The sequence below is a fragment of the Bradyrhizobium sp. Kon56 genome (assembly GCF_055807635.1).
The window spans coordinates 1-376 of the sequence record NZ_JBVVOU010000198.1; the positions used below are offsets into that span (position 1 = coordinate 1).

1 protein-coding gene is annotated in these 376 nt (G+C 61.4%); it reads left to right on the forward strand.

From position 1 onward, the window contains the following. Positions 1-51: 51 nt before the first annotated feature. Positions 52-376: PAQR family membrane homeostasis protein TrhA (gene trhA / locus AC0L3B_RS38615; protein WP_473382889.1), on the forward strand; the 325-nt coding region annotated here is incomplete at its 3' end.

A 376-nucleotide genomic window follows, 5' to 3' on the forward strand; every position in this document is an offset into this window, starting at 1 on the left:
TACAGCGCTTCGACGGTGTATCACAGCGTGCGAGGGCGGCGAAAAGAGATCATGCAAAAGGTCGATCATTTTTCGATCTACCTGCTGATCGCCGGCAGCTACACACCGTTTTGCCTGGTGACACTGCGCGGGCCGTGGGGCTGGACGCTGTTCGGGATTGTGTGGGGCCTGGCGGTGATCGGCATTTTGCAGGAGATCAAGCCACGCTCGGAGGCGCGCATCCTGTCCATCGTGATCTATGCGGTGATGGGCTGGATCGTGCTGGTGGCGGTCAAGCCGCTGCTCGCGGCGTTGGGCACGGCCGGGTTTGTGTGGCTGGCCTCGGGCGGGGTGCTGTACACCGTGGGCATTATCTTTTTTGCCTTGGAGGATCGCC